At 42.9% G+C, this 22,143-nt stretch carries 16 protein-coding genes and 1 tRNA gene; 2 read left to right on the plus strand and 15 right to left on the minus strand.

The annotated features are described in order from the left end of the window. Positions 1-128: 128 nt before the first annotated feature. The 13 genes from rpoB to JMW94_RS06085 form a co-directional block, all read right to left on the minus strand. Entirely contained in the window at positions 129-4,247 is a 4,119-nt protein-coding gene (rpoB, locus tag JMW94_RS06025) for a DNA-directed RNA polymerase subunit beta (RefSeq protein WP_201602907.1), read from the minus strand. A 791-nt stretch (positions 4,248-5,038) separates the two neighbouring features. Further along, positions 5,039-5,410, minus strand: coding sequence for a 50S ribosomal protein L7/L12 (gene rplL / locus JMW94_RS06030; protein WP_011514491.1), 372 nt, complete (start codon positions 5,408-5,410; stop codon positions 5,039-5,041). A gap of 126 nt (positions 5,411-5,536) precedes the next feature. Then, on the minus strand, positions 5,537-6,064 hold the full coding sequence (gene rplJ, locus JMW94_RS06035) for a 50S ribosomal protein L10 (protein ID WP_045443904.1): 528 nt from the start codon (positions 6,062-6,064) through the stop codon (positions 5,537-5,539). A 446-nt stretch (positions 6,065-6,510) separates the two neighbouring features. Further along, positions 6,511-7,212 (minus strand): 50S ribosomal protein L1, encoded by a 702-nt coding sequence (gene rplA, locus JMW94_RS06040; RefSeq protein ID WP_045443901.1) that lies wholly within the window; start codon positions 7,210-7,212, stop codon positions 6,511-6,513. Continuing rightward, on the minus strand, positions 7,213-7,644 hold the full coding sequence (rplK, locus tag JMW94_RS06045; RefSeq protein WP_010201717.1) for a 50S ribosomal protein L11: 432 nt from the start codon (positions 7,642-7,644) through the stop codon (positions 7,213-7,215). 93 nt (positions 7,645-7,737) lie between these two features. Beyond that, a complete protein-coding gene (gene nusG / locus JMW94_RS06050) occupies positions 7,738-8,268 on the minus strand; it encodes a transcription termination/antitermination protein NusG (protein WP_045443893.1) in 531 nt (176 codons plus the stop codon). Between the two features lie 57 nt (positions 8,269-8,325). Further along, the gene (secE, locus tag JMW94_RS06055; RefSeq protein ID WP_201602910.1) at positions 8,326-8,814 is read right to left on the minus strand and encodes a preprotein translocase subunit SecE; all 489 of its coding nucleotides are present in this window, start codon (positions 8,812-8,814) and stop codon (positions 8,326-8,328) included. Positions 8,815-8,865: 51 nt separating this feature from the next. Then, positions 8,866-8,941, minus strand: a tRNA-Trp gene (locus JMW94_RS06060). Positions 8,942-9,321: 380 nt separating this feature from the next. After that, the gene (gene tuf, locus JMW94_RS06065) at positions 9,322-10,512 is read right to left on the minus strand and encodes an elongation factor Tu (RefSeq protein WP_055124836.1); all 1,191 of its coding nucleotides are present in this window, start codon (positions 10,510-10,512) and stop codon (positions 9,322-9,324) included. A 224-nt stretch (positions 10,513-10,736) separates the two neighbouring features. Continuing rightward, complete coding sequence (gene fusA / locus JMW94_RS06070) at positions 10,737-12,863, minus strand: elongation factor G (RefSeq protein WP_201602913.1); 2,127 nt, start codon at positions 12,861-12,863, stop codon at positions 10,737-10,739. Positions 12,864-13,208: 345 nt separating this feature from the next. Continuing rightward, positions 13,209-13,682 (minus strand): 30S ribosomal protein S7, encoded by a 474-nt coding sequence (gene rpsG, locus JMW94_RS06075; protein WP_021814163.1) that lies wholly within the window; start codon positions 13,680-13,682, stop codon positions 13,209-13,211. Between the two features lie 206 nt (positions 13,683-13,888). After that, positions 13,889-14,263, minus strand: a complete 375-nt coding sequence (rpsL, locus tag JMW94_RS06080; protein WP_011281154.1) for a 30S ribosomal protein S12 — start codon at positions 14,261-14,263, stop codon at positions 13,889-13,891. A 457-nt stretch (positions 14,264-14,720) separates the two neighbouring features. Next, the gene (locus JMW94_RS06085) at positions 14,721-15,914 is read right to left on the minus strand and encodes an EcsC family protein (protein ID WP_201602916.1); all 1,194 of its coding nucleotides are present in this window, start codon (positions 15,912-15,914) and stop codon (positions 14,721-14,723) included. 496 nt (positions 15,915-16,410) lie between these two features. Here JMW94_RS06085 and JMW94_RS06090 point away from each other — a divergent pair, with 496 nt between their 5' ends. Continuing rightward, the gene (locus JMW94_RS06090; protein WP_201602919.1) at positions 16,411-17,646 is read left to right on the plus strand and encodes a beta-ketoacyl-ACP synthase II; all 1,236 of its coding nucleotides are present in this window, start codon (positions 16,411-16,413) and stop codon (positions 17,644-17,646) included. 2 nt (positions 17,647-17,648) lie between these two features. Further along, entirely contained in the window at positions 17,649-19,349 is a 1,701-nt protein-coding gene (locus JMW94_RS06095) for an anthranilate synthase component I family protein (RefSeq protein ID WP_201602923.1), read from the plus strand. A gap of 124 nt (positions 19,350-19,473) precedes the next feature. Here JMW94_RS06095 and hisC read toward each other — a convergent pair whose 3' ends face one another. Continuing rightward, entirely contained in the window at positions 19,474-20,607 is a 1,134-nt protein-coding gene (gene hisC / locus JMW94_RS06100) for a histidinol-phosphate transaminase (protein ID WP_201602926.1), read from the minus strand. Between the two features lie 79 nt (positions 20,608-20,686). Further along, positions 20,687-21,982: a histidinol dehydrogenase gene (hisD, locus tag JMW94_RS06105; RefSeq protein ID WP_201602929.1), complete on the minus strand. Its 1,296-nt coding sequence runs from the start codon at positions 21,980-21,982 to the stop codon at positions 20,687-20,689. Positions 21,983-22,143: the final 161 nt, after the last annotated feature.

Below are 22,143 nucleotides of genomic sequence, written 5' to 3' on the forward strand. Positions count from 1 at the left end.
ATGAAGGCAATGAATAGGGTTGAGACAAATCACTAAAAGCAGCAGCGATGCGCATACTGCTTTTAGGTTGACCACTAAGGATAATAATCAACTGAGACCATGTTAACGATAGTCTCAATCAGCCGTACTTAATGGGTTTGTTTTAACTCAATATTAATACCCAATGATTTGATTTCTTTGGTCAGTACGTTAAACGATTCAGGCATACCTGGATCCATATACTGCTCACCATCAACGATGTTTTTGTACATACGCGTACGGCCTTCAACGTCATCCGACTTCACAGTCAGCATCTCTTGTAGCGTATAAGTCGCGCCGTAAGCTTCTAGTGCCCACACTTCCATCTCACCGAAGCGCTGACCACCAAACTGAGCTTTACCGCCGAGTGGCTGCTGCGTCACTAATGAGTAAGAACCGGTTGAACGCGCATGCATTTTGTCATCAACCAAATGGTTAAGTTTGAGCATGTACATATAACCAACGGTTACTTTACGGTCAAACTTCTGACCAGTACGACCATCATACAACGTCTGTTGACCATCACGATCCATACCAGCAAGCTCTAACAGATCCTTAACTTGGCTTTCTCTTGCGCCGTCAAATACTGCTGTGCCCATTGGTACACCAGCGCGCAAGTTATCTGCTAGCGCCATGATGTCATCATCACTCAAGCTATCAAGATCAACTTGCTCACCGCCGACTTGGTTATAGATTTTGTCTAAGAAGTCACGTAAATCTTTGATCGCTGCTTGCGATTTGAGCATACCATCGATCTTCTCGCCCAAGCCTTTCGCTGCCATACCCAAATGCGTTTCTAGAACCTGACCGATGTTCATACGCGATGGGACACCCAGTGGGTTTAGTACGATATCAACGGTATTGCCATGCTCATCATAAGGCATGTCTTCGACCGGCATAATGCGTGATACCACACCTTTGTTACCATGACGACCAGCCATCTTATCACCAGGCTGAATACGACGCTTAACCGCAAGATATACTTTAACGATTTTTTGTACGCCGTGTTGCAAGTCATCACCAGCGGTTAGTTTGCGTTTTTTCTCAGCAAACTTAACATCGATGTCTTTTTGCTTATCAACCAAGTACTCGGCGATTTGCGTGAGACGCTCAGAGATTTCTTCTTCAACAGGCTGGATGTCAAGCAAAGTCTCAAGGCTCATATCTTTCATATCAGCCAATGCCATGACCGTACCAGCTTTTAGACCAGAACCACCACTGACTTTTTGACCATCTAAAAGATTACCAATACGACCACGAGCCGCATCTTCAAAGATACGTAGCTCTTCTTTTAAATCTTTACGATAGCTATCAAGCTGTGATTTTTCAATCGCTCTTGCACGGGCATCTTTTTCGACGCCATCACGGGTAAAGACTTGGACGTCAATAACCGTACCTTTGCTTGATGTTGGAACACGCAATGAGGTGTCTTTAACATCAGCCGCTTTTTCACCAAAGATAGCCCGGAGCAATTTCTCTTCTGGCGTCAGTTGTGTTTCACCTTTTGGCGTCACTTTACCAACTAAGATATCACCAGCGTCAACTTCAGCACCGATATAAACGATACCTGCTTCATCAAGACTTGATAGCGCCGCTTCGCCAACGTTTGGAATATCCGCAGTAATCTCTTCGGTTCCAAGCTTGGTATCACGTGCCACACAAGTCAATTCTTGGATATGAATGGTCGTGAAACGATCTTCTTTAACCACTTTTTCAGACAGCAAGATTGAATCTTCGAAGTTGTAACCATTCCACGGCATAAATGCGATGCGAATGTTCTGACCCAATGCAAGCTCACCAAGATCCGTTGATGGACCATCAGCTAAGATATCACCTACAGCAATAGCATCACCTTGGTTGACGATAATACGTTGGTTGATACAAGTGTTTTGGTTAGAACGCGTATACTTAACTAAGTTATAGATATCAATACCAGCTTCACCAGCAATCATCTCATCTTCATTGACACGAACCACAACACGTGATGCATCAACGTCTTCGATCACACCGCCACGCTTAGCGATCACACAAACACCTGAGTCACGCGCAACGTGACGCTCCATGCCCGTACCTACTAACGGCTTATCAGCACGTAGCGTAGGAACTGCCTGACGCTGCATGTTCGAGCCCATCAAGGCACGGTTAGCATCATCATGCTCTAGGAATGGAATTAGACCAGCAGCTACCGATACAACCTGACTTGGCGACACGTCCATATGCGTCACTTTTTCCGGTGGCATACGGACAAATTCACCATAGCTACGTACACTGACCATTTCATCAGATAACGCGCCTTCTGCGGTTACTGGTGAATCAGCCTGTGCAATGACCGTACCTACTTCTTCAATCGCTGATAGATACTCAATGACATCCGTTACTTTACCGTCAACCACACGGCGATATGGCGTTTCTAAGAAGCCAAAGCTGTTGGTTTTAGCAAAGGTTGCCAATGAGTTGATAAGACCAATGTTTGGACCTTCAGGAGTCTCGATCGGGCATACACGGCCATAATGGGTATCATGTACGTCACGTACTTCAAAGCCTGCACGTTCACGAGTTAGACCACCGGGTCCTAGTGCTGATACACGGCGTTTATGGGTAACTTCCGACAACGGGTTGTTCTGATCCATAAACTGTGACAACTGGCTTGAACCAAAGAACTCTTTAACCGCAGCCGCAACAGGCTTCGAGTTAATCAAATCTTGTGGTGACAAGTTATCAGATTCCGCTGAGCTTAAACGCTCTTTGACCGCACGCTCTACACGTACTAGACCAACACGGAATTGGTTTTCTGCCATTTCGCCTACAGAACGAATACGACGGTTACCCAAGTGATCGATATCATCGACTTCACCGCGACCGTTACGAATCTCAATCAATTCTTTTAGGACATTAACGATATCAGCGTTGGTCAATACGCTACGAGCTCGTTGAATGTCTGGATCATCAGTATTATCAAACTCTAACCCTAAACGGCGGTTAAATTTCATACGACCGACGTTCGATAAGTCATAACGATCAGCGTTAAAGAACATGCTGTCAAATAGTTTTTCAGCGGTCTCAACCGTTGGTGGCTCACCTGGACGCATGACTTTATAAATTTCAATCAATGCTTCTTCACGGCTTGACGTACTATCAGCACGCAAAGTGTCGGCAATATAACTGCCTTGATCGATATCATTGGTGAATAGAATGCTGAACTCTTTGATAGATTCGCTGGCTTCAAATGCGCTTAATTTAACCAATAATTCATGGTCAATTAGCGTATTCGCTTTAGCGATAACTTCATCATTTACCACGATATCTTCAGCTAAGATACGCTCATAGAGATACTCATCAGGTATTGCAATCTTCGTCATACCTGCTTCTTCAAGCTGACGAATACGGCGTGCATTAATACGCTTGCCCTGCTCTACGATGACATCACCTTCTGGTGATACGATATCGAACTGAGCCATCTCACCGCGCAAGCGATCAGCAACCAGATCAATCTCGAACTGCTCTTCACCTTTATAAACGGCTACTTTATCAAAGAACAAATCTAAGATTTCAGACGTTGTCAAACCAAGCGCACGTAGAATAATTGAAGCCAATAGCTTACGACGACGGTCAATACGAGCAAAAACTAAGTCTTTGGCGTCAAATTCAAAATCTAACCATGAACCACGGTAAGGAATGATACGCGCGTTATAAAGCACTTTACCACTTGAATGCGACTTACCTTTATCATGATCAAAGAACACACCAGGTGAACGATGTAGCTGAGATACGATAACACGCTCAGTACCATTGATAATAAAAGTACCGTTAGCCGTCATCAACGGCATTTCGCCCATATAGACGCTTTGCTCACGGATATCTTTGATAGCCGCTTTGCTGTCTTTATCTTTGCTGTCTTTGTCTTTGATGATCAGACGGATTTTGACACGCATCGGTGCAGCAAACGTTGAGCCACGCAAGATACACTCACGCTCGTCAAATTCAGGCGTGCCTAAATAATATTCAACGAATTGTAGCTCTGCGTTACCAGAGTGACTCTCAATTGGGAAAATAGAGGAATACGCAGCTTGCAAACCAGTATTCTCACGAGCTTTTGGCTTTTTGTGCTCTTGCAAAAATTGCTCGTAAGAATCTACTTGAATAGACAGTAAATAGGGAATGTCCATCACAGTGGGCAATTCAGCAAAACTTTTGCGAATACGCTTTTTTTCAGTATAAGAATATGCCATCGAGAGTCCTTACAGTAAACGTGGAAACAAATTAAAAGCGTGGCCAGCGTGCATAAATACGATGCAAACTTGGCGACGTAAACGATAATATAAAACAGGTAATCGTGTTCAGTTGATATCTTTTGTCAATTACTACTTCTGCTATCAGTGCTTAATTAGCACCCTTACTTTCATTTTATGATCGGTATCTAAGTCAGTCTATATGACCACTCAGACAACCAAATTCAATGTCACATCATCTAAAACATATTGCTTTTTAAGCAAAACTTACTCATAGAGGTAAGAAAAAATGACTCGTTCAAGGGTATTTCTAAGTTATCTGCTATCAAAACTGATTGTATTTAGTCATTTTTCTTTCAAAAAACCGGCTCTTTCAAAACCAACAATTCTATCAAAACTAATATCGTCGCTGATATGTACCGTCTATAAGCCTAACTACTGACAGTAATACTCTGCGAAACGGACAACCTAAACTTAATAGTTTTTCAGAATTAATAATAATCGGGGTAACTATAACTTTTAGAATCAGTATAAACTATAGTGTTAATGGGAAAGCATGCAGACACAAAAAAATGCCAAACATCTATGGACGTTTAGCTTAAATTAACTGATTTCAAAAACTGGCATGTGTGCTTGCATGTATATCGTCTGTCCTTTTGATGGGTATCCACCGTGATGTTGCATACGTATGTTGGCAGACACAAAAGGTCAAGCTACGAATTATAGTAAAAAAAAGCTGGCAATGCAAGGCATTACCAGCTTTTTTTGTACAACACTAAGATAAGCGAAGCTTATTTTAGTTCAACAGTTGCACCAGCTTCTTCAAGTTTCTTTTTCAACTCTTCAGCTTCAGCTTTGTTAACGCCTTCTTTGATTGGAGCTGGAGCGCTTTCAACCAAATCTTTCGCTTCTTTCAAGCCAAGACCAGTAGCTTCACGTACGGCTTTAATTACGCCAACTTTCTTCTCGCCAAAGCTGGCAAGAACTACGTCAAACTCGTCTTTTTCTTCAGCAGCAGCAGCAGCAGGGCCAGCAGCAGCAGGTGCAGCAGCAACAGCAGCTGTTACGCCGAATTTTTCTTCCATAGCGCTGATTAATTCAACGATATCCATTACTGACATTTCAGCGATTGCGTTTAACACGTCATCTTTAGATAGTGCCATGAGAACTCTCCGTTATCTGATAAAAATTAATTGATTTTAAAATCGCTTAGATTGCTTGCCAAATTTTCAAATAGTGTTGGCAATAAAGTGCAATCGGCGATGTCAAAGTTACGTTAAAACAAGCAATTATGCCGCTTCTTTTGCGTCTTTGATTGCTGCTACCGTGCGAACAAGCTTACTAGGAACAGCGTTCATAGTTTGAACAAGCTTGGTAACTGGTGCATTCATAGTAGCCATCAAGATAGAGATTGCTTCGTCGCGAGTTGGTAGCTTCGATACGCGCTCTAGCTCTTCTGGACCATAAACAACACCACCAACTGATACCAATTTGGTCTCTAAAGCTTTGTGATCTTTACTGAACTCGAAAACAACTCGAGCAGCAGATCCCAAATCTTCCATAGAGAAAGCCAAAAGTAATGGACCAGTCATACGGTCTGACATGCTCTCAAACTTAGTGCCTTCAAACGCACGTTTTGCTAGGGTATTTTTTACCACTTTCAAAACGACGCCTTTTTCACGGGCTTGTTCGCGCAGCTTAGTAAGCTTTGCAACACCAATACCATGATATTCGGCAGCTACTGCTGAGTAAGCATTAGCAGCAACTTCAGACACTTCAGCCACAACTTGTTGTTTTTGCTCTAGCGTTAATGCCATAAGTTGACTCCTTTAATCTTATCAATCAGCTGAATATTTAATCATTTAAACCTAAGCTTTTAAGCATTGGCATTCAATAATTAAACGATTCGCTTAGACTGACTTGATACGACACGTTATCAGCATATTTATTAATAATAAATTTACTCATAACGACTGATTACGGCACCGTTATCAGAATGACATCAAGTGATAGATTGAACTATCGGCTCTTATCAACAACTGGGTGGGTCACCGTCTGCGTAGGACAATTGAGATTTTCATCTTTCGTCGATTAACAAAAGCAGCTCGTTGTTATTACTAATGATCCGAAAACAATTAATAAAAACGTAAAACCGCTTTCTACCTACGGTCTTAGACAGCATAGCGTTTGCTACGCTGACCTAATTCTTTAAAATATTTTTGCAGCCTTTATTTAAAATCGTCAAATAAAGGCACATATATAATTATTTTGCTGTGCGATATGGAACTGGATCAATACTTAGACCAGGACCCATCGTGCTAGACAAGGTAATTTTCTTAATGAAAGTACCTTTAGAAGTAGCAGGCTTAGCACGTCTTAAATCTGCAATCAGTGCTTCAGCATTCTGGATTACTTGCTCAGCAGTAAAACCAACTTGACCGATAGTCGTGTGGATGATACCTGCTTTGTCTACACGATACTGTGCTTGACCGGCTTTAGCGTTAGTAACCGCTTCAGCAACGTTAGGCGTAACCGTACCGACTTTAGGGTTAGGCATTAGACCACGTGGACCTAGGATAGTACCTAGTTGACCAACAACACGCATTGCATCAGGAGCAGCAATAACGATATCAAAGTCCATGTTACCAGCTTTGATTGATTCTGCTAAGTCTTCAAAACCAACGATATCTGCACCAGCTTCTTTGGCGGCTTCAGCAGCAGCACCTTGAGCAAATACAGCAACGCGTTTGGTTTTACCAGTACCAGCAGGTAGGTTGGTAGCGCCACGAACCACTTGATCAGATTTACGTGGGTCAACACCCAAGTTAATCGCAATATCAATTGACTCTTTGAATTTAAGAGGTGGTAAATCGTTTAGGATTTGAACCGCTTCTTCAACTGTATACTGCTTTTCATGTACGATACGGCTTTGAATTTCTTTTTGACGTTTGGTTAGCTTGCTCATTTACACACCCTCCACGGTAATACCCATTGAACGTGCAGTACCAGCGATGGTACGAACAGCAGCATCAAGATCAGCAGCAGTTAAATCTGCATCTTTGGTCTTAACGATATCTTCTAGTTGTGCACGGTCAACTTTACCGACTTTAGCGGTATTTGGTGTACCAGAACCTTTAGCGATACCAGCAGCCTTACGTAGTAAGTATGCAGCTGGTGGTGACTTCATGATGAAAGTAAAAGACTTATCGCTATATACAGTGATCTCAGTAGGAATCGGTAGGCCCGGCTCTTGGTTTGAGGTCGCAGCGTTAAATTCTTTACAGAACGCCATGATGTTCACGCCTTTTTGACCCAATGCTGGACCAATCGGTGGTGAAGGATTTGCTTTACCTGCAGGGACTTGTAGTTTGATGTAACCATCAATCTTCTTAGCCATGATTTTCTCCTAAATGGGTAATAGCGCCAAATCAATATTGTATATAAACCTTATTGACTAACAGCTCCCCGGTTGATGAACTTTTTTGCTGATTTAGTCTAGTTTCTCAACTTTACTAAATTCAAGCTCGACCTGAGTCGGTCGATTAAATACGTTTACCGTTAAATGTAGTTTAGACTTCTCGTAATCCACTTTTTCTACCAACCCTTTAAAGTCAGTAAATGGACCATCGATAACCAACAGCTCTTCGCCCGGCTCAAATAGAGTCTTAGGACGTGGGTCGGTTTCAGTCTGATTCAAACGGTTTAAAATACGATCTGCTTCTACTTGCGTAATTGGCGCTGGTGTTTCAGGTGTACCACCGATGAAACCCATAATACGTGGGCACTCTTTAACGATATGCCAAGTATTGTCGTTCATTTCCATCTGGATCAATACATAACCTGGAAAGAACTTACGCTCACTCTTACGCTTTTTGCCGTCTTTCATTTCGACGACTTCTTCAGTAGGAACCAATACGTCACCGAATGATTCAGCAAAGTCACTACGATTAATACGATCAGTTAATGAACGCTGTACTTGCTTTTCATATCCTGAAAACGCTTGGACAATATACCAACGCATATCACGCTCCTGATCATTATAATTAAATTTTGGGGTAAGACTCACTAATACGTGCGACTAACCAATAAAGATGCCAACGAACCAATTGAAAAAGTTATCTAATAACCAAACCAGAAAACCAACAATGGCAATCATGGCAATGACCTGCCAGGTATATTGAAACGTTTCATCTTTACCTGGCCATGTCACTCGGCGCAATTCAACAGCAGCGTCTTTCAATAATATTTTAAAAGCGCGGCCTTGATGCGTTAATGCCAAGCATACTAAGGCAAATACAATAAGGGCAACGATAATACCAATACGTACCCAGACATCATTGGCAGGTTGCCAATAGCCAGGTAAATACTGATTAACTAACGTCGCCCCGATTAATACTGCTGCGGCAAGTAGCCACAGTACCACATCTTTTATTGAACCTGTTTTAGCCACTTCAACAGCAGTTGTTTGATTGCCCGCTGAGATGTGCTTACCTTTAGACAGCATTCCACCAGCACCCGCCTTGGCATCAGATAACTTAGTCTCGAGGTTATCTTGATCATTGCTCATAAAGAACTCGCTTCGGAGATGGTGAGGTATAACAAAGATGTGATAAGAAGATGGCAGGCGATGTAGGACTCGAACCTACAACCCTCGGTTTTGGAGACCGATGCTCTACCAATTGAGCCAATCGCCTATGGGTGTAAAGGACAGCATTATACAATATTTGATATAAAATGCAAGCCTTTAGCGATAAAATTATTATTTTTACCTAGTTTTGCTCTTATTTGAATGTGCTACTGAATCATCATTACTTTAACAAAATGGAAATGTAAGCGGCTAATAAGAAGCAGCGTTAATATAGCAAGCTCCGCTTAGAATTACAATAGATTGGAAAGTAAATTATAAACGTTATAGGTATAACTGGCTAATCATGTTGCTAAGACAACGAAAGGTTTGATCATACTACTGAAGAATAACCATATTTCCTGATCATTTGATCTAAAAAAAGCCACCCTTGATTAAGGATGGCTTTTTTTATGACTAATTTATAAGCTCATTACTGAGACTGACAGATTAGTTTAGTACGTTAGCAACAACACCAGCGCCTACAGTACGGCCGCCTTCACGAATTGCGAAGCGAAGACCTTTGTCCATAGCGATTGGGTGGATAAGCTCTACGCCCATCTCAACGTTATCACCAGGCATTACCATTTCAGTACCGTCTTGTAATTGGATTGCGCCAGTTACGTCAGTAGTACGGAAGTAGAACTGTGGACGATAGCCGTTTAGGAATGGTGTGTGACGACCACCCTCTTCTTTTGACAATACATAAACTTCAGCGTCAAACTTGGTGTGAGGAGTGATTGAACCTGGCTTAGCTAGTACTTGGCCACGTTGTACGTCTTCACGCTTAGTACCACGTAGTAGTACGCCACAGTTTTCACCTGCACGACCTTCGTCAAGCAGTTTACGGAACATCTCTACACCAGTACAGGTGGTTTTTTGAGTGTCACGGATACCGACGATTTCGATTTCGTCGCCTACGCGTACGATACCAGATTCAACACGACCTGTTACAACAGTACCACGGCCTGAGATTGAGAATACGTCTTCGATTGGCATTAGGAATGCTTTGTCAACGTCACGCTCTGGCTCTGGGATGTAGGTGTCAAGAACGTTAAGAAGTTCTACAACCGCTGGTTGGCCGTATTTTTCTTGTGAGCCTTTTAGGGCTTCAGTCGCTGAACCATGGATGATTGGGGTGTCATCACCTGGGAAGTCGTAGTCATTAAGAAGTTCACGAACTTCCATTTCTACGAGTTCTAGCAATTCTTCGTCATCAACAACATCACATTTGTTCATGAATACGATGATGTACGGTACGCCAACCTGACGTGAAAGCAGGATGTGCTCACGGGTTTGTGGCATTGGGCCGTCAGTTGCTGATACGACTAGGATTGCGCCGTCCATTTGAGCAGCACCAGTGATCATGTTTTTAACATAATCGGCGTGACCTGGGCAATCGACGTGAGCGTAGTGACGTGCTGGGGTGTCATATTCTACGTGTGAGGTGTTGATGGTGATGCCACGTGCTTTTTCTTCTGGTGCTGAGTCAATAGACGCGTAGTCTTTGGCTTCGCCACCAGAGGTGATTGCTGCTACCGTTGCGATGGCAGCTGTTAGGGTTGTTTTACCGTGGTCAACGTGTCCGATTGTACCGACGTTGACGTGTGGCTTTACGCGTTCAAACTTGGCCTTTGCCATGGGTATTTCCTCTTTTTTTGGGGTCAAATGCTAGGTTCGTATCAATACGATAACTCAAACAATCCTGACCACTTTAAGATAATTGTTAAAAGGGTACACATACTAATGTGCAGATATTATAAGAAAATCACCGCCAATAACAAGTCTTTTAACCAATTATTGGCGTATTCTTCTATGACAACATAGAGATAATAGCTACATTGTCATATTTAATAGACGATTACTTACTCGTCATCATCTTTATTGTTGAATTTAGAGATGATGTCAGCAGCAACTGATTTTGGAATCTCAGCGTACTTTTGGAATTCCATTGAATAAGTAGCACGGCCTTGTGACATTGAGCGCATTTGTGTGGCATAACCAAACATTTCTGCTAATGGCACTTCAGCACGGATCTGCTTAGTACCGCCAGGTAGGTCTTCCATACCCTGAACCAAACCACGACGACGGTTAAGATCGCCCATGATATCGCCCATATAATCTTCAGGCGTTTCAACTTCAACTTTCATGATTGGCTCAAGTAGCGCTGGATCTGCTGCCATGAAGCCTTTTCTGAATGCCATAGAACCAGCCATCTTAAATGATAGCTCATCCGAGTCGACGTCATGGTAAGAACCGTCATACAAGGTCGCTTTTACGCCAACCACTGGATAACCAGCAAGTACGCCATTTTTCATGCGTTCTCGGATACCTTTATCAACAGCACCATGGAATTCTTTCGGTACAGTACCACCAACAACTTCTTCAGCGAATTCATATTCAGTATCGCCCGCTGGATCAAGTGGCTCAAGACGTAACCAAACGTGACCGAATTTACCACGACCACCAGTCTGACGTACGAATTTGCCTTCTTGCTCAACTGTGTTACGAATCGTTTCACGATAAGCAACCTGCGGCGCACCGATGTTCGCTTCAACGTTAAACTCACGCTTCATACGATCAACAAGAATCTCTAGATGCAGCTCACCCATACCACTGATGATTGTCTGACCAGACTCTTCGTCAGTATGGACACGGAACGATGGATCTTCTTTCGCCAAACGACCTAAAGCGATTGACATTCTTTCTTGGTCAGCTTTGGTCTTAGGTTCAACCGCTAGGCTGATAACTGGATCTGGGAATTCCATGCGCTCAAGCGTGATAACATTTTGCTCATCACATAGCGTATCACCAGTCGTTACGTCTTTCATGCCGACCAATGCAGCGATATCACCGGTACGGATTTCTTGCAACTCTTCTTGAGAGTTAGCCATCATCTGTACGATACGACCAACGCGCTCACGCTTCATTTTAACTGGGTTATAAACGCTGCTACCTTGCGTTAAAACACCTGAATAAACACGAACGAAGGTTAAGTTACCAACGAATTTGTCATTCATGATTTTAAATGCTAAAGCTGAGAACGGTGCGTCATCTGATGCTTCACGAGTGCCTTCAGTTTCATCTTTGTCATCAAGGATACCTTTAATAGCAGGTACATCCATTGGTGCTGGAAGATACTGAATAACCGCATCCAACATCTTTTGTACACCTTTGTTTTTAAAGGCAGTACCACAAAGTAATGGAATGATTTGGTTATCAATAGTCAATTGACGAATAGCAGTGTTAATCTGCTCTACAGACAACTCACCATTTTCTAGATACTCATTCATCAATTCTTCTGTTGCTTCAGCCGCATTTTCTACAAGAATCTCACGATACTCTTCTGCTTTTTCTTGTAGTTCAGCTGGGATTTCGCGCTCTTCAAACTCCATACCTTGAGATGCTTCATCCCAATAAAGAGCTTTCATCGTAACTAGATCGATAACGCCTTCGAAATCATCTTCTTTACCAATTGGAATAACCAATGGCACAGGATTACCGCCTAGACGAGTTTTGATCTGCTCAATAACACGATAGAAGTCAGCACCAACGCGATCCATTTTGTTTACAAATGCAAGACGTGGAACTTTATATTTATTTGCCTGACGCCATACGGTCTCAGACTGTGGCTGAACGCCGCCTACTGCACAGTAAACCATGCAAGCGCCATCAAGTACACGCATAGAACGTTCAACTTCGATCGTGAAGTCAACGTGACCTGGGGTGTCAATGATGTTGATACGATGTTCGTCAAACTGTTTTGCCATACCTGACCAAAAACAAGTCGTCGCTGCTGAGGTAATAGTAATACCGCGCTCTTGTTCTTGCTCCATCCAGTCCATAGTGGCTGCGCCATCATGTACTTCACCAAGTTTGTGACTAACACCGGTATAAAATAAAACACGCTCAGTAGTGGTTGTCTTACCAGCATCGATGTGCGCTGAGATACCAATGTTGCGATAGCGTTTTAGGGGAGTTTTACGAGCCATAGTGTTTTCCTAGGAAAAGTCGTGTATATAATAATGTATTGTGTCTCTACCTCATACTCTATGACAAAGCGGTCAGCTTCATATTACTTACTGATTATTGAGCCTAATACGGACAAAAAAAGAGCAAATACTAAGAATAGTGCGGCATCAGATTTGGGATGCTCTCTTGTGACAAGCATACTTAATTAAGAGAGACATCTTGATAGATGTCCGCCATCTCGTTGTTGATAGTCAAAAACTACTTACAACAAGATAAACGATGGCGGCAATCAATAGAATAAATAACAATGTAAGATGAGCTGACTTCAGCCAGCTAATCTAAAGCTACTACTAATAGACAGTAGCTTAGAAGCGGTAATGAGAGAACGCTTTGTTAGCATCTGCCATGCGGTGAACTTCGTCACGCTTTTTCATAGCAGCACCTTTGCCATCAGCAGCATCATTCAATTCGCCAGCCAAACGCAAAGCCATTGATTTTTCAGAACGCTTAGCAGCAGCTTCAGCTAACCAACGCATAGCCAAGGCAGTACGACGGGAGGGGCGTACTTCCATTGGTACTTGGTAGGTTGCACCACCAACGCGGCGAGCTTTCACTTCTACCATTGGGCGTACATTTTCTAAAACTTCTTCGAAGAAAGATACTGGATCTTCGATTTTACGTTTTTCGCTTACTGTTTCAAGTGCACCGTATACGATACGCTCAGCAGTAGATTTTTTACCATGACTCATTACATGGTTGATGAATTTTGCAACAGTTTGGCTACCAAACTTAGGATCCGGTAGGATCTCACGGGTAGCAACGACGCGACGTCTTGGCATAATAATAATCCTTTTCTTCAGGAGTGTCTGACATTCACAATCTCGCACCAATTAATATTGGATGGCGTTATATCGAGTTGTCAGTCAGCCTTACTGCACGGCGGTATGTTTTAACAGTGAATTACTAATTTAATAATACTGTCAACACCAGACCCATGCACAGTTAATGTTTGGTATAAAAAAGCTTAGCTAATAACGATTAGTTATTAAACTTTAGGCTTCTTAGCACCATATTTAGAGCGACCTTGCTTACGGTCTTTAACGCCTGCGCAATCTAATGCACCACGAACGGTGTGATAACGTACACCTGGTAGATCTTTTACACGACCACCACGGATAAGAACAACACTGTGCTCTTGTAAGTTATGACCTTCGCCGCCGATGTAGCTTGATACTTCATAGCCTGAAGTCAAACGTACACGACATACTTTACGCATGGCTGAGTTAGGTTTTTTAGGGGTAGTAGTATATACGCGAGTACATACACCACGACGTTGTGGGCACGCTTCCAACGCAGGAACTTTTGACTTTTCCTTGATGGTTTTGCGACCTTTACGAATCAATTGGTTAGTTGTTGCCATGAGGCATCCTTCTCCCGTTTGGTATAAAACAAAAAAATGGGGAAACGCACCATCCATCTGACTTTAATGACAGATTTTGGTACACCCATTTTTAGGACAGTGTATTATAAAGAGTTGTTGCTGCTATTTCAACCACTTATGCGTGATTGCACTTTACAACATTTGATAGATATGCATTCACCCTACTACTATAACACTTTATCTATTTTAGTTAAAAATCAGCTGAAAAGTAGATTGTCATAGAGTATATCGAAAGTAGCGTCACGAACGATTTAAATAGGATATTTAACTATAAATAAATAGCAATTTATAAATACTAAATGGCGATATTATCTTGTTTTTCAAGAGAAAGAAGACACTATCGCCAAAATTGATAGTAGATATCCAGCTCATAATCCTTCTATGATATAAGCTGGCTTAAGACAGAAGGTACTTAAGTCTGATTATTTAGACGCCCTTATTTGCTTTTCTTGTTAGCCGTCTTGTTTGATTTGCTGTCAGAGGATTTGTTCTGACTGCCTTGCTTGTCATTGTTGTCATTGTCGTCTTTCTGCGTTTCTTTCACGATCTTTTCATCAGCTTCTTGATGGTTGTTTTTTTCTTCAGCAGTGTCTTTCTTGCTATCGGTATCCTTGCTTGACTCTTTCTCAGCATCTTGCTGCTTGTCATTGTCAGCTGTTTTGTTTACCTTAGCTTCATTACCGCTATCATCAGTGATTGCGCGATTGGCAAGTTTGGCTTCTGGGGCAAAAGTCGCTTGAGCCACGCCAATCACTTCATCAATGAGCTGGCTGTTGTAGCGCATACCAACGATAACAGCAGTAACTGGTAAGAATTTGCGTATCCACGTTAAATTGATTTTATCCAAATCTATACCGACCTGACTGGCAATACTGTCAACTTGTTCTGCATAAAAGTTGACGTTTTTATCCTTTAGACCTAGGTTTTTTAGCTCATTATGTAGACCACTGCTTTGGGCATTATCCAATAAACCTTTGCCGATACCAATACCTGCTAGCAATGCTTGTTTTTCTTGCATCTTGCTCAGATCAGCATTCGCTAGCAGCTCGTATGCCATTTTGACGCCTTGCTTACCTGTGAGTGGTTTATTGTAGACAGCACCCAACTGATAGACGGTACGTAATGATACCAATAAAAGCCAAAGCGTATCAGCCAGTAAACCAGGAAGCCCAGCCAAACCTGTTAGGCCCCCTATCGTTGCCAATGCACGATTTTGATTGGCGATATCAGTAGCTAATGCATAACGCTCTTCATCATCCAAGCTTGCGATATTGGCGAAACGATGCTCATTAGGTAAATCGATCTGACTCCAGTTAGAAGCAAGATTTGCCACTTGTGCAAAAGCGCCATCGACCGTCGACTGAAAGAAACTGTTTGGCACTACTTTTTTGGCATATTTACCATAGGTGGCAAAACGTGGCCCTAACAACTGCTGAGTGGCTTTTAACGTTTGCTCACGGAATAAATCCTGCTGATAGTCTTCATCGCCTAAGTTGACTGCTTTGTATTGACGCGGTTTTCCCGTCTTAGCGTTCATACTATCAATCATAGCGCCCATGCGCTCTAGATTATTGCGAGTAAAAGAGCCAACGGTAGTGATACCTTTAGAGAGAGTACTACGCTTCGCCATCGTGATGTCCTTAATGTGATGAGTAATTTTGTTTTATTGTAAGCGATTTATAATAATAGATGTGCCATTCTAGTCAATCACTATAATCGATGTCAGTGCTAACAATGTTATCGCAATCACAAATTTTGTATCCAAAAGTATCACTTGATGTATGATTGATACCATCTTATAAGCTGTCTTCAATCAAATGGTCTTTTTAGATGGCTTTAGACAGCAAGCGCGATTTTGTCGTTATTTTGCACTTGTACAAAGATTTTGGACGCTCGATACGTTATCATGTGCCATAACTCACAGTACACTTGTACTTCTATTTATAAGTAGTCCGTTACTTATAGATAATCAGTTACCAAGCATATAGTTTTACTATGATCATCACAATGATTGTAAAATGAGGCTTTGACGCTCAATACACCCTAATATTAAATAATAGAAATACATACTTAAAAACGATTATTAAAAATAATTGTGAAAAATCGTTACTCATAAGGAATAGAATATGCGCCGCGTTGTTATCACTGGAGCAGGGATTGTCTCTTGTATCGGACATGATTTAGCCACGGTTACTGCCGCTCTAAAGCAAGGGCAGTCTGGCATTACATTTAATGAGGCTTATGCTGAGCATGGGTTTAAATCACACGTTAGCGGCAGTATCGACCAGTCGACGCTTGATACCAGTGGTATCGATCGTAAGTTGAAGCGGTTTTTTAGTGATGCCAGTCTATACGCTTATGTCAGTGCTTTAAACGCCATTGAGCAGTCTGGTTTGTCGCTTGAAACCATCAATAATAATCCACGCGTGGGCGTGGTCGCAAGCTCTGGCGGCGCATCGACAGAGAATATTGTCAATGCCATAGATGCCATGCGGGATAAAGGTCTGCGCGGTGTCGGCGCGATGGCTGTGCCAAAAACAATGGGCAGCTCAGTATCAGCGGCATTGGCAACAGGTTTAAAAATCCAAGGCGTATCATACTCGCTCACCTCTGCTTGTGCGACGTCGACCCATTGCATCGGTCATGCGGCTGAACTTATTCAGTTGGGCAAAGCAGATGTGATACTCGCGGGTGGTAGCGAAGCGGAACACTGGACACAGTCTTGTATGTTTGATGCCATGGGTGCAGTCAGTACGCAATATAATGAGACACCGCAGCGCGCCTCAAGAGCTTATGATAAAGATCGTGATGGCTTCGTGATTGCTGCTGGTGGTGCGATGGTAGTGGTTGAAAGTCTAGAGCATGCGCAAGCACGTGGCGCCAACATATTGGCTGAAATCGTCGGTTATGGTGCCAGCTCTGATGGCGCTGAAATGGTTGCGCCAAGTGGTGAAGGTGCCCTGCGCTGTATGCAGCAAGCACTGGCCGAAGCTGGTTTGCAAACTGTCGACTATATCAATAGCCACGGTACTAGTACGCCACTTGGTGACATCACTGAGCTTAAAGCCATTGCTAAAGCATTTGGTGATGATATCAGTCAAGTACCTGCGATCAGCTCTACCAAATCTATGACAGGTCATAGCCTCGGTGCCGTTGGTGCGCAAGAATTAATCTATTGCTTATTGATGTTACAAGAAGGCTTCATTGCGCCCAGTATCAATGTTGATAATTTAGACCCTGCGGCTGAAGGCTTTGATATTGTCACCGAAATGCGTGAAGCCAAGCTTGAGACGCTAATGAGCAACAGCTTTGGCTTTGGCGGTACTAATGCCACATTAATCATTAAAAAGTTTGACGCCTAACTATGCTCGTAGCACATCCTCTCAAAACTGAGCAAATGATGTCTGATCCATCGCCAGCTACTAAACCTAGCTGGCGTTTTGGTGACCTATCGTCTGCAGAACTTATGCCGCTGCTACAGCAGTATTTGATCGCACAAGATACTGAGGCAAACTGGCAATTGGTTTGGCTCAACAATGATGGTCAACCAGTGATTGGCTTATTGCCAAAAGTAAGCTGGTTTGTTTATGATTGTGCTGAAAAAACGTCAAACTCGAACGAACAAGCAGCCCTTTATCAAGTCACAAAAACCTGCCGTGACGCCGTTCACAATGATATCACTCATATGAGTTATAGCGACTGGCAAGATGAATTAATCAGTTATAGTCAAACTTATGATACTGATAATGAAAACCCAGAATCAGTAAGCGATTTAAATGAAAAACCAAGTTATCATCATGGTTTGATAGGTTTTATTGGTTATGATATTGCGGCTCATGAGCTAAGCCCGGCCGCCAAAATTGAGCGAGCAGCACAGCCTTGTGCCGTATTAGGACATTATGATATTTACCTAAGACCTGATGGAAATGATGGCAACACAGGTTGGAAATTAACGATAAAGGCAACTGCTAACGACTCTGAAAACGACTTTAATAGTCAGCAAAAAAATAAAATGATCACGGCACTTGTCTCTTATTTAAATATAGTAGATAAAAAGCTGGCTGATGACTGTCTCAATAAAACGCAACTGACAGCATCATCAACGCCTGCTCCTGTAGTATTGAAATCACGATGGCGCAAACAGGACTATCAACAAGCATTCAATCAAACCCAAAAATATCTACAGCAAGGCGACTGTTATCAAATCAACCTAACCCAAGAATGGCAAGGTTTTTTTGATCATAATCCTAGTGATAATGGCACTTTGCCGATGCTGATTGATTATTTGCCTGCTTTACATCGTAATACCCAAGCACCTTTTGCTGGATACTTAGCGGTTAATCCCTTTAACCGTGAAATCAAAGATAATACGTCCCAGCATCCGTTTGAGTTATTGAGCTGCTCGCCTGAGTTGTTTTTTACATTTACCAAGGATATCGATACTGGCAAGCACCATATCATCACTAAGCCCATCAAAGGGACCATGCCGCGCAGCACCAATATTCAACAAGACCATGCTTATAAACAGCAACTGACTGATAGTGAAAAGGATCGCGCCGAAAATGTGATGATTGTCGATTTATTGCGTAATGACTTGGGTAAATATGCCAAGATAGGCAGTGTAAAAGTGCCGCAGTTATTCGCGATTGAGAGTTTTAGTAATGTGCACCATATGGTCAGCACCATTACCGCAGAATTACAGACGGACACTCACCCACTCGCCGTTTTATTTGGTAGTTTGCCTGCTGGCTCGATTACTGGCACCCCAAAAAAGCGGGCGGTTGAAATTATATCTGAGCTAGAAACTGCACCGCGCGGTGCTTATTGCGGCACATTGGGCTATATGAACTTTGATGGTAGTGGTCAATGGAATGTACTCATTCGTACGCTGCAAGCTAACACTTCATCACATAATGAGTTGGATCAAAAAAGACATATTAGCTTATGGGCAGGCGGTGGTATCACTGTCGCCTCTGATTGCGATGCTGAATACCAAGAATGTTTGGATAAAGTCGGTAATCTATTAAGCGTTTTAACTCAAGAAAATACCCACAAATACCCTTAAAATTGTTCTAAAAAGATGATCGGAGAAATCCATCAAAAAGCCTGCGCAACATGATGTTGGCAGGCTTTTTATCAATATAAGCATCGTCATTCAATTATTAACTGTCAAAATCGCGAACCAGATATTAATCAGCAATAATTTCAGCCTCTTTCTGCAACATCTGTATAGCATCTATCAAACGGTTGTTTTGCTCTACTGTACCGGTAGTGATACGCAAATACTCATTGATGCGTGGCTTGTCAAAATGACGGACGATGATACCTTGCTCACGTAACGCATTCGCTACCATATTGGCATTACCGCCTTTAGGACGGGCAAAAACAAAGTTGGCATGCGATGGCAACACATCAAAACCTAACACTGTCAGCTCTGCTGTGAGAGATTGGCGTAAGTCGATGACTTGCTGGCAGGTCTGGGTAAAATACTCAACATCCAATACACTGGCAGTCGCCCCTACTTGCGCCAGCTTATCCAGTGGATAGCTATTAAAGCTATTTTTCATACGGGTTAAGGCTTCAATCAATGAGGCATTACCAAAAGCCATACCGACGCGCAATCCAGCAAGCGAACGTGACTTTGAAAAAGTTTGGGTCACAAGAATGTTGTCAAACTCATTGATCAGGCTCACTGCTGAAATTTCTGCATCTGAGCTACCGTCAGCTGCCCGCGCAAAATCAATATAAGCCTCATCAATCACAATCACTGAATTTGAGTGCTCACTAGCCAGCTTACGAATATCGGCAAGCGATAATAATAATCCAGTTGGGGCATTTGGATTGGCAATGATGATGCCGCTACAAGGCTGGCGATAGGCATAAGGATCAATACTAAAATCTTCTTCCAAGGCGATTTGTACCAGCTCGATACCAAAGGTCTGCGCATAGACTGGATAGAAACTATAGCTGATATCAGGTGCTAAAATAGGTCGCTCTTTCAGGAAAAAGCTGGCAAATACTAGCGCCAATACTTCATCAGAGCCATTGCCAACAAACACTTGGTTGATATCAATATCATAGAGTTGTGCCAATGCGGCACGCAAATCATCAGACTCAGGCGCTGGATATAAACGCAGATCATCCGCTTGCTGCTCTAGGACTTTTGCGATTGCCTCGCCTACTTTTGGTGACGGCGGGAATGGGTTTTCATTGGTATTTAATTTGCATAAATTTTCATGCTGAGGCTGCTCACCAGGAACGTAAGGTGACAAATTACGCGCTTTAGATGACCAAAGTCTGGTGTCTATCTTTAACTCACTCATAAGTTATCCTACTATTAGCCACATAAATTGTTAAATATAAATCTCAAAAGTACAATTCAAAAGTAATCATTAAGCCACGTTACTGATAACGGTAACGGGCTGAGCGCGCATGGGCTTCTAAGTCCTCACGTTGCGCTAAAATATCTGCGGTCTCAGCCAATGGCTTACTACCGGCTTCAGTACAATAAATAATCGATGATTTCTTTTGGAAATCATAAACGCCAAGCGGTGAAGAGAAACGCGCAGTGCCAGAGGTTGGCAACACGTGATTGGGTCCTGCACAGTAGTCACCAATCGCCTCAGGCGTGTGACGCCCCATGAAAATAGCACCTGCATGACGAATATCATTGAGTAGCGCATCAGGATGATCAACTGACAACTCTAAATGTTCTGGGGCAACCCGATTAATCACCACCATACCTTCAACGCGGTCTTTGACTAAAATAAGTGCGCCACGATTTTTTAGGGAATCGCGGGCGATATCGGCTTTTGGCAACTCTGCCAGCGCTTTTTCAATTTCAGCCGCGACGTCTGCAAGCTGCTGTTCACTGGTCGTGACAAAGATAGCTTGAGCGATACGGTCATGCTCAGCCTGTGACAATAAATCCATCGCCAACCAATCGGCGCGATCTTGCGCCTCGCCCTCTGCATAGACCAATACTTCAGAAGGACCAGCGATCATATCAATCCCAACTTGACCAAATACCGCGCGCTTTGCCGCTGCAACATATTTATTACCAGGGCCAGTGATTTTATCCACCGCTGGAATCGTTTCGGTACCATATGCCAAGGCAGCAACCGCTTGCGCACCGCCGATGGTAAAGACACGGTCGACTTGTGCCAAATGTGCGGCGGCTAGCACCAATGGATTGAGCACGCCTTTTGGCGCTGGCACCACCATGATGACCTCTTTAACACCCGCCACTTTGGCAGGAATCGCATTCATTAATACCGAAGACGGATAAGAGGCCAAACCACCAGGCACATAAATACCAACGCGATCAAGCGGCGTCACTTTTTGACCCAAGCGATTACCAAGCTCATCTTCATACTGCCAAGTCTCTTGTACTTGGCGCTCATGAAAAGTCTGCACACGCGTTGCTGCGGTGGTCAATGCGGATTTCACTGTATCATCAAGATTCGCAAACGCTTCCGCAAGTGCCTCTTTAGACAGCTCTAGCTCTTGCATCGTCGTCGCCGGATGCTGATCGAATTGCTGGGTTAATGCCAGTACGACGCGATCGCCATCACGCCGAACTTGCGCGATGATATCATCAACGGTCTTAAGTAAATCGGCATCATTGACGGTTTCAAAGGCAAGTAACTCTGTCAATTGACTGTCAAAATCGGCATCTTGGGTACTTAGTTGGCGCATGACTTAATCCTATATCTGAGCATAAAAGACTGCTGAAAATTAGCGATGTAAAAATGAGGGGTATTGAGTATTAATAATAATTGTGATGGCTGATATACCAGTTTCTATATATTTAGTTTGTTCAGATTATACTAACCTCATACTTTCTGGCAAGCAAATAC

It is taken from the genome of Psychrobacter immobilis, from assembly GCF_904846185.1.
Classification (GTDB): domain Bacteria; phylum Pseudomonadota; class Gammaproteobacteria; order Pseudomonadales; family Moraxellaceae; genus Psychrobacter; species Psychrobacter immobilis_B.

Excerpts from the sequence above, each read along its gene's own strand:
- rpoB (WP_201602907.1), bottom strand. The coding sequence starts at position 4,247 with ATGGCATATTCTTATACTGAAAAAAAGCGTATTCGCAAAAGTTTTGCT.
- rplL (WP_011514491.1), bottom strand. The coding sequence starts at position 5,410 with ATGGCACTATCTAAAGATGACGTGTTAAACGCAATCGCTGAAATGTCA.
- hisC (WP_201602926.1), bottom strand. The coding sequence starts at position 20,607 with ATGAGTGAGTTAAAGATAGACACCAGACTTTGGTCATCTAAAGCGCGT.
- rplA (WP_045443901.1), bottom strand. The coding sequence starts at position 7,212 with ATGAGCAAGCTAACCAAACGTCAAAAAGAAATTCAAAGCCGTATCGTA.
- secE (WP_201602910.1), bottom strand. The coding sequence starts at position 8,814 with ATGAGCAATGATCAAGATAACCTCGAGACTAAGTTATCTGATGCCAAG.
- nusG (WP_045443893.1), bottom strand. The coding sequence starts at position 8,268 with ATGCGTTGGTATATTGTCCAAGCGTTTTCAGGATATGAAAAGCAAGTA.
- rpsL (WP_011281154.1), bottom strand. The coding sequence starts at position 14,263 with ATGGCAACAACTAACCAATTGATTCGTAAAGGTCGCAAAACCATCAAG.
- tuf (WP_055124836.1), bottom strand. The coding sequence starts at position 10,512 with ATGGCAAAGGCCAAGTTTGAACGCGTAAAGCCACACGTCAACGTCGGT.
- JMW94_RS06090 (WP_201602919.1), top strand. The coding sequence starts at position 16,411 with ATGCGCCGCGTTGTTATCACTGGAGCAGGGATTGTCTCTTGTATCGGA.
- fusA (WP_201602913.1), bottom strand. The coding sequence starts at position 12,863 with ATGGCTCGTAAAACTCCCCTAAAACGCTATCGCAACATTGGTATCTCA.
- rplJ (WP_045443904.1), bottom strand. The coding sequence starts at position 6,064 with ATGGCATTAACGCTAGAGCAAAAACAACAAGTTGTGGCTGAAGTGTCT.
- rpsG (WP_021814163.1), bottom strand. The coding sequence starts at position 13,682 with ATGCCAAGACGTCGCGTCGTTGCTACCCGTGAGATCCTACCGGATCCT.
- hisD (WP_201602929.1), bottom strand. The coding sequence starts at position 21,982 with ATGCGCCAACTAAGTACCCAAGATGCCGATTTTGACAGTCAATTGACA.
- JMW94_RS06095 (WP_201602923.1), top strand. The coding sequence starts at position 17,649 with ATGCTCGTAGCACATCCTCTCAAAACTGAGCAAATGATGTCTGATCCA.
- rplK (WP_010201717.1), bottom strand. The coding sequence starts at position 7,644 with ATGGCTAAGAAGATTGATGGTTACATCAAACTACAAGTCCCTGCAGGT.
- JMW94_RS06085 (WP_201602916.1), bottom strand. The coding sequence starts at position 15,914 with ATGGCGAAGCGTAGTACTCTCTCTAAAGGTATCACTACCGTTGGCTCT.